The sequence below is a fragment of the Aeromonas sp. ASNIH8 genome, from assembly GCF_002919855.1.
GTDB lineage: Bacteria > Pseudomonadota > Gammaproteobacteria > Enterobacterales > Aeromonadaceae > Aeromonas > Aeromonas caviae.
Window position 1 is genome coordinate 1 of sequence record NZ_PQLN01000150.1, and the last position, 6778, is coordinate 6778.

Annotated in this window: 6 protein-coding genes and 2 pseudogenes; 4 read left to right on the plus strand and 4 right to left on the minus strand. The window is 59.8% G+C overall.

What is annotated here, in order from left to right; all coding sequences use genetic code 11:
* The first annotated feature begins 336 nt into the window (after positions 1 to 336).
* Positions 337 to 525, plus strand: coding sequence for a hypothetical protein (locus tag C3418_RS22190; protein WP_010674183.1), 189 nt, complete (start codon positions 337 to 339; stop codon positions 523 to 525).
* 45 nt (positions 526 to 570) lie between these two features.
* Here the strand turns inward: C3418_RS22190 and C3418_RS22195 are convergent, their stop codons facing one another.
* Together C3418_RS22195 and C3418_RS22200 are read right to left on the minus strand one after the other, a co-directional pair.
* Entirely contained in the window at positions 571 to 858 is a 288-nt protein-coding gene (locus C3418_RS22195) for a hypothetical protein (RefSeq protein ID WP_052814944.1), read from the minus strand.
* A 164-nt stretch (positions 859 to 1022) separates the two neighbouring features.
* Positions 1023 to 3131, minus strand: a complete 2109-nt coding sequence (locus C3418_RS22200; protein ID WP_227263536.1) for a bifunctional diguanylate cyclase/phosphodiesterase — start codon at positions 3129 to 3131, stop codon at positions 1023 to 1025.
* A 449-nt stretch (positions 3132 to 3580) separates the two neighbouring features.
* Here C3418_RS22200 and C3418_RS22205 point away from each other — a divergent pair, with 449 nt between their 5' ends.
* Positions 3581 to 4168, plus strand: coding sequence for a histidine phosphatase family protein (locus C3418_RS22205; protein WP_052814946.1), 588 nt, complete (start codon positions 3581 to 3583; stop codon positions 4166 to 4168).
* Positions 4169 to 4216: 48 nt separating this feature from the next.
* Here C3418_RS22205 and C3418_RS22210 read toward each other — a convergent pair.
* Positions 4217 to 5437: pseudogene (locus C3418_RS22210) on the minus strand (DUF3427 domain-containing protein); the annotation flags it as partial.
* 321 nt (positions 5438 to 5758) lie between these two features.
* Here C3418_RS22210 and C3418_RS22215 point away from each other — a divergent pair.
* Positions 5759 to 6226, plus strand: a complete 468-nt coding sequence (locus C3418_RS22215; protein WP_052815663.1) for a hypothetical protein — start codon at positions 5759 to 5761, stop codon at positions 6224 to 6226.
* Positions 6227 to 6335: 109 nt separating this feature from the next.
* Positions 6336 to 6644: pseudogene (locus C3418_RS22220) on the plus strand (VOC family protein); the annotation flags it as partial.
* Positions 6645 to 6701: 57 nt separating this feature from the next.
* On the opposite strand, the gene C3418_RS22225 reads toward C3418_RS22220, so the two are convergent.
* Positions 6702 to 6778: transposase (locus C3418_RS22225; RefSeq protein ID WP_174213905.1), on the minus strand; the 77-nt coding region annotated here is incomplete at its 5' end.

Sequence of the window (6778 nt, forward strand, 5' to 3'; positions counted from 1 at the left end):
GAGCAGTTCAAGTTACCCGCCCGCCGAGAACGAAGTTACCCAAGGTGCATCAAAGCCAAACCACAGAAGTATGCGACGAGAAAACCTAGTAAAAACAATGCCAGTCAGGCTTAACTGACTGGCATTACGCCTTCGGGCGCCGTTTTTGTTGCGCTGTTGCCAGGCTGGAGCCGGTTGGCGGGCTCGGTCATCCAGGCTGGCGGCATCCCGCCCCGGCCAGATCCGGCCACTGCCCGCTTCTGCCCGCCACCTCCCTTGATCCAGGTCAAGGGGGACTTAGGTCCCTTATTTTACGGTCAAGGGTGAGGTTGGTGAATGACACATAAGGATGTGCGTATGGAACTCAAGAGGGACCCGAGATGCTATACCGACGTCTGTATCGACGGTAAGTGGTATCACTACGATCACTGCAGCACTCACGTTTATATGCTGATGGGGGGCGCCGCCCCCAGCCTGCAGCTTGCCCATGAACCCGGCAGTGAAGAGGAGCTGGTGGAGATGCTCCGTCAGCACCCTCAACGCTGACTGCCTGCGGGCCATCGGGGGTATCGTCCCGGCGGCCCGCCTTGCTCAGCCCGCCTTGCGGCCCAGGATCTTCTTGCCCATCTCCAGCAAGGCCGTTGCCGCCGCATAGGCCTCGTCTGACTTGCCTATCTCGTCCGCCACGTAGAGAAAACCGGATCTGTACTTCTCCACCGCCTCGTGGGGAGTGGCTGCGTCGATGAAATCCTCTTCCACCTCGAACCCTTGTGTCAGCAGCGCCTCCTTCTCCGTGAGGAAGGTGGGGGAGGCCATGTCGACATAGGTATATTGCTGACGGCGGGAGGCGGGGACGCTGAAGAACTGGAATCTGGCCATGGATGTGGCTCCTCTGAACGGGTGATCTGCCATGGGGGGCGCTCGATGCGCCCGGCAAGATAAAGGAGCATTCGAGTCTTGCAGCAGACTACCTTGAGTCGTGAAGGGACGCAATCGGGCTGGTGATCACTCTGGCGACATGGGCGCAGCGCCCCACCTGCTTGTCAGGCAAGCACACCTTCCAGCACCCGCTGGGGAGTCTCGGGAGCGCAGTGGACAAGCAGTTGCTCCCCGGTCATGGGGCGTCCGAGCAGGTAGCCCTGCAAGGTGTCGCAGCCCAGCTCGGTCAGCAGGTCCCGCTGCTCCGGGGTTTCCACCCCCTCTGCCACGATGCGCATCTCCAGGGCCTGACCCAGGGCGATGATGGCGGCGATGATGGTGGCATCGTCGCCTCCCCGTTCCAGGGTGGTGACAAAGCCCCGGTCAATCTTGAGCTCGTTGGCGGGGAAGCGCTTGAGGTAGAGCAGACTGGAGTAGCCGGTGCCGAAGTCGTCGATGGAGATGCCAAGGCCGAGCTCGGCCAGACGGTTGAGGATGGCGAGGCTCTCCTCGGCCTTCTGCATGGCGGTGGATTCGGTGATCTCCAGGGTCAGGTGACGGGCCTCGAGCCGATGGCGGGCGAGGGCGCCCTGCACCTCCTCCAGCAACCCGGGGCTGGCGAGCTGGATGGTGGAGAGATTGACCGCCACGCTCCAGTCGTGATGACCCGCCGCCCGCCAGGCGCTCATCTGGCGGCACGCCTCGTCGATGACCCAGTTGCCGATGGGGATGATGAGCCTGCTCTTCTCCGCCAGCGGCAGGAAGCTGGCCGGCGAGACGGCACCATGCTCCGGGTGCTGCCAGCGCAGCAGGGCCTCGGCGCCGACCACCTGGCCGCTGCGGGCACAGTATTTGGGCTGGTAGTGCAGGGCCAGCTCCCCCCGCTCCAGGGCGTGTTGCAGCTCCTTGTGCAGCAGGAACTGCTGGTGGGCGTTGGCGTTCATGGCGCTGTCGAAGTAGTAGTAGTCGTTGCGCCCCTGCTCCTTGGCGTAATACATGGCGGCATCGGCGTTGAGGGTCAGCTCGTGCAGGCTGGTGCCATCCTGGGGATAGACGGCAATGCCGATGCTGGCGGTGATGTGCAGGCTGTGGTGCTCCCACTCATAGGGCTGGGCCAGGGTGGCCAGCAGCCGCTCGGCAAAGGCCGTGGCCTGGCTCACGTCCCCCGGCGCCAGGGCCAGCACGAACTCGTCCCCGCCAAAGCGCGAGGCGGTGTCGCTGGCACCGAGCAGGCCGGTGATGCGCTGGGCCACCTCGGCCAGCAGCAGATCCCCGGTGTGGTGGCCGTGGGCATCGTTGATGATCTTGAAGCCGTCGAGATCGAGAAACAGCAGGGAGAAGCTGCGCTGGCTGTGCTGACACTCCTGGATGCGCTGCTCCAGCCGGTCGGCAAACAGCAGCCGGTTGGGCAGCCGGGTCAGGCTGTCATGGAGCGCCAGCTTGAGCAGCTCGTCGTGGGCCTGGTGCAGGGAGGTGGAGAGCTTGGCGGCGTGGGCATCCAGCATGGAGAGCACGAAGGCGATGGCGAACACCGCCAGGGTCACTATGATGACCACGGTTGCCAACCACTGGGTATTGAGACCGGTGTAGAGGGCCCCGCACAGGCTCTCTGCGGGGAACTGGGCCGCAGCCATGCCGGTGTAGTGCATGCCGATGATGGCCGCCCCCATCACCAGGGAGGCGAGGGCCTTGCTGAAGAAGGCGCGGGGCGAGCTGTTGCGCAGGCGAAACGCTATCCAGAGCGCGGCACCCGAGGCGAATACCGCGATGAGGATGGAGAGGATGAAGAGCCCAGGCAGGTAGTGGATGCCGGGCGTTATCTTCATGGCCGCCATGCCGATGTAGTGCATGGTGGCGATGCCGGCCCCCATCAGCACGGCCCCGAACAGGATCTGGTGCCAGGGGAGCTGGGGACGACTCACCAGCCAGAGCGCAAAGGCCGAGGAGCCGATGGCCGCCACCAGGGAGAGACCGGTGAGGGTCAGATCGTATCCCAGCGCGATGGGCAGGTTGAAGGCGAGCATGCCGATAAAATGCATGGACCAGATGCCGAGCCCCATGGCGAAGGCTCCCCCCGCGAGCCAGAGCACGGCGGCCCGTCCCCGACTCTGGCTCACCCGACTGGTCATGGTCAGCGCCGTGTAGGAGGCGAGCACCGCCACCAGGATGGAGAAGAACACCAGATCCTGGCTGTAATAACTGTCGAGCATGGGGTGGGTTGGGGTCACGTTCATTTACTCTGGGGTACATCAGGGCCTGAGCCTGGGCCGGGTCAGGGGAAATCGGGTGGCAGATTGTACACTAGGCGTCCCTGTCTTGAGCCAGAGATTCGTACCAAAATGGCCCCCGGATCAGAGCAAAAACTCTGTCTTTTCTGGCATTGGCCGCCATCCTGTGACCGATAAACCGGCACATCCCCATTTTATCCCGTCTGAACAACAAGATAGGGGAGCATGGGGCGCTTGCCACGGCGCTGGCGGGCCCGTGGCGAAGGCGTGTGGTATGCGCACAAGGCGCCTGTGCGATAAAGGTGCGCAGCCCCTGTTGTCCTTTCACGATCGCCGCAGACCATGCGCTCAAGGAGTCAGCACAAGCCTGCATCCTCCGGGTCTTGGTTGACCCGGTACATCTGTTATCATCTTCCCCCTGTTTTTCTTATCTCGTTGACTCTGCTGGAGAAACCATGTCTCGAACCCTCTATTTGCTGCGCCACGGCCAGACCCGTTATAACGCCGAATTGCGGTTGCAGGGGCGTTGCAACTCCGAGCTGACCCCCAGGGGAGAAGCCCAGGCCCTCGCCATGGGGGCCCGTCTGGCCAAGCTCCTGACCGAGCCCACCGACTGGACGATCTACGCCAGCCCCCTCGGCCGGGCACGGCAGACGGCGGAGCGGGTGTGTCAGCAGCTTGGCTTGGACCAGGAGCGCATCATCTGGGACGAGCGGCTGGTGGAGCTAGGGATGGGGGAGTGGGAGAGTCGCCGGGTGCCCGAGCTGCTGGCGGCCTACCCCGAGCTGGATCTGGAGGAGCCGGACTGGTATCTGCGGGCCCCCCATGGCGAGAGTTTTGAGAGCATTCAGCGCCGGGCCCGGCAATGGCTTGAGGACGAGCACATTGCCGAGCAGGCCATCGTGGTTTCTCACGGTCTCTTTGGCGCCATGCTGCGCGGCGCCTATGTGGATCTGGACTACACCACCACCTGGCTTCAGGAGCTGCCTCAGGATGCCTTCTTCAAACTCAGTGGCGGTCGCATAGAGCGGATTGCCTGCTGACCACACGAAGGCGGCCCGCCGTGGGTGGGCCTTGTTGTGATGGGTCGCTCAGCCAACTACCAATTTGGCCGCTTCTTTCCACATAAAAGGCGGCATCGGAGTAGTGAGACGCCATTTAATGTTCATCGGTTGGCTACCGCTGTGGGAGATGTACTCCACCTCACCGAAGTTCACAAAGCCAAGGGTGCGGCCAAATTCATCTTTGCTCTGCTCACGAACGAACAGAAACAAACGCTTACCTTCTGCTCTGTGGTTTATGTAACTCAGCCCCTTACCTCGCTCTGGGCGAGCGCTGTTTTGGCTCTGCCAATGGAACAGCGACTCGTTGATGGCGTAGTCGTGATAACGGGTGGTGGGGGAGAAGTGCTGCTCCGTTTTGTTCAAGGTCACGAACAGCAACTCGATATTGTGCTCTGCGATGACATATACCCCTTCGCGAGCCGAGGGCTGTTGCGTGAAGGTGGTTGCCCCAAAGCCAACCAGCACCTGCTCTCTGGCATAACGGGCATGCAGTTGCAGTGGATTGCCGGGAAGATCCGGCATGGCTCTTTGTTCGTGCTGCACCCGGTTGATCAGCATAGGCAACAGATCTGCCAGCTCGGCCCTCAACTCAAGTTGATTGAGTTGTTTCAGGCTGTGCGCCAACGTTCTAAAGCCTGCGTTGGGGCCGCTTTGTTGCCAGAAGTCGTAATGGCACATTAAGGCCATCCGCTCATCGTGTTCAGCCGTTAAGGTAAAGGCGCTTTCCACCAAGGTTTGTAAGAAGTTCAAGTAATGGAGCGCATCACAGCCCAATAGCCGGGTTTTGATGGCCCGGGTGTAGAGGGTCGACAGCTTCTCATCGCTCATTTCAGAAACGGTATGGTTGTGGGCCTGTTTGACCAAGGCGCTCCAATTGCCGCGCTTGTAGATCTCCTCAAGGCTGATATGAGGGTAGAACTTCAGAAAATTCGCCAGTGTCAGCGGTAAATCGCAATCCTGTGAGAAACGGCGGATCAGGCCTATGAGGCGCGATGTATTGAGAGTCGCCTTTTTGATATTGCTCAGAATTAACTCTTGGGTCTGTTTTGAGAGCTCGATACGGCAGCCCAAGGGGGCGTGAGGGAAGCCCTGTTTTATCTCGTGGCTGATCGCTTTATTGGTTTTACCCACCAGTGCCCGGAATTTCTGGGCAAAGTCATACTCCGCACAGGCATTCCCAACAAAGTCCAATACGGTGCAGCACTCTTTATCGCTCGCCAGTCGCAGGCCGCGCCCCAATTGCTGCAAGGGAAGGTGCGAATAAGTCATATGGCACGAGAGCATTTACTGGTAACCCATTGATATTAAATGACTAAAATTTTCATTTTTTGTTCTTGGGATACTTGTTCGCACTTTCCCTAGTCTTGATGCCAACAGTTGTGTGATGAGTTGTTCATAAATACCACATTGCTGCATGGTGACTGACCTTGAATTTTGTGCATAAGGGGAGTAGGCAGGGTATCATTTTTTTTAGCTAAATCAGTAAGCTGTTATCTAATTTTGTCCATTTGAAGATCTATCTAGCCATGGGTGGCGAAGATAGAGAAGGCGAACCACAGGGAGGTGGTGATGGATCCAATTTCTTATCTTTTTTCGGCTTATCTCAATCTGGTGCAGCAACAGGTGACGGATATCTATGGCACCGAGCTAAAAACGCTGGTAGTGCCCTATGAGGGAGAGCAGGTTCCCTTCTCTTTCCAGCTCTGGCAGATAAAACAGCAAAGTGTCTGCCGTCCCTACGAGCAAGATGTGCGGCGCTTCAGTCAGTGCACAGTCAAGGCGCAGGCACTGTTTGGAAAACTGTGCGATGACCTGACACGGCAAGACGACAGCAGTTGGCAGCTTCCCAAGTACCGCACCATGTACTGCTCGGCCGCCATCGGCTATCGCCCCATGATTGCGGAGATCGCCGATGCCCAGCCGAGCCCGAGTAAGCTCGCGGAGCGGGCCTGCAATCAGGCCATTCTGGCGGCCATGGGCAGTGATGACGAAACCCTGCTGGCCCAGCGTGACAAGGCGTGTGCCGCCGTGCGTTAAGGTATTTCCCTAGTCAAAATAAGTGGTTAGCCCCCTGTGCACCATGCCACAGTTTCTATTGAGGCGGGTGGGTATGATGGTGCGGCAATCACCATGACAGGGAGCAAGCATGATAAGCCATATCGACCATCTGGTATTGACGGTCAGCGACATTGAGCGGGCGATGGCGTTTTACAGCGGCGCCTTCAAGATGGAGCCCATCACCTTCGGGGCAGGCCGCCGGGCGCTGCGCTTTGGCAACCAGAAGATCAATTTGCAGTTGCTGGGGGAGGAGGCGCGCAACCGGGCGCAGGTGGGGTCGGGGGATCTCTGCCTCATCACCAGCTGGCCCCTGGATCAGGTGATGGCCCAGCTGGCGAGCCAGGGGGTCGAAATCGTGGAGGGGCCAGTGATGAAAAGCGGTGCCTGTGGTCCCATCTTAAATGCGAAAGGGGACTCCCTCCGACGTAGGTGGGAGGGGAATTTCGCCGGGGCGTCAGCCCCGCTGGTTTTGAATGTATTGCTTGATCACCTCCAACGGTGCTCCGCCGCAAGAGCCCGCAAAGTAAGAGC

Bases quoted from the DNA above. Each gene is read 5' to 3' on its own strand.
- C3418_RS22190 (WP_010674183.1), top strand. From the start codon at position 337: ATGGAACTCAAGAGGGACCCGAGATGCTATACCGACGTCTGTATCGAC.
- C3418_RS22195 (WP_052814944.1), bottom strand. From the start codon at position 858: ATGGCCAGATTCCAGTTCTTCAGCGTCCCCGCCTCCCGCCGTCAGCAA.
- C3418_RS22200 (WP_227263536.1), bottom strand. From the start codon at position 3,131: ATGAACGTGACCCCAACCCACCCCATGCTCGACAGTTATTACAGCCAG.
- C3418_RS22205 (WP_052814946.1), top strand. From the start codon at position 3,581: ATGTCTCGAACCCTCTATTTGCTGCGCCACGGCCAGACCCGTTATAAC.
- C3418_RS22215 (WP_052815663.1), top strand. From the start codon at position 5,759: ATGGATCCAATTTCTTATCTTTTTTCGGCTTATCTCAATCTGGTGCAG.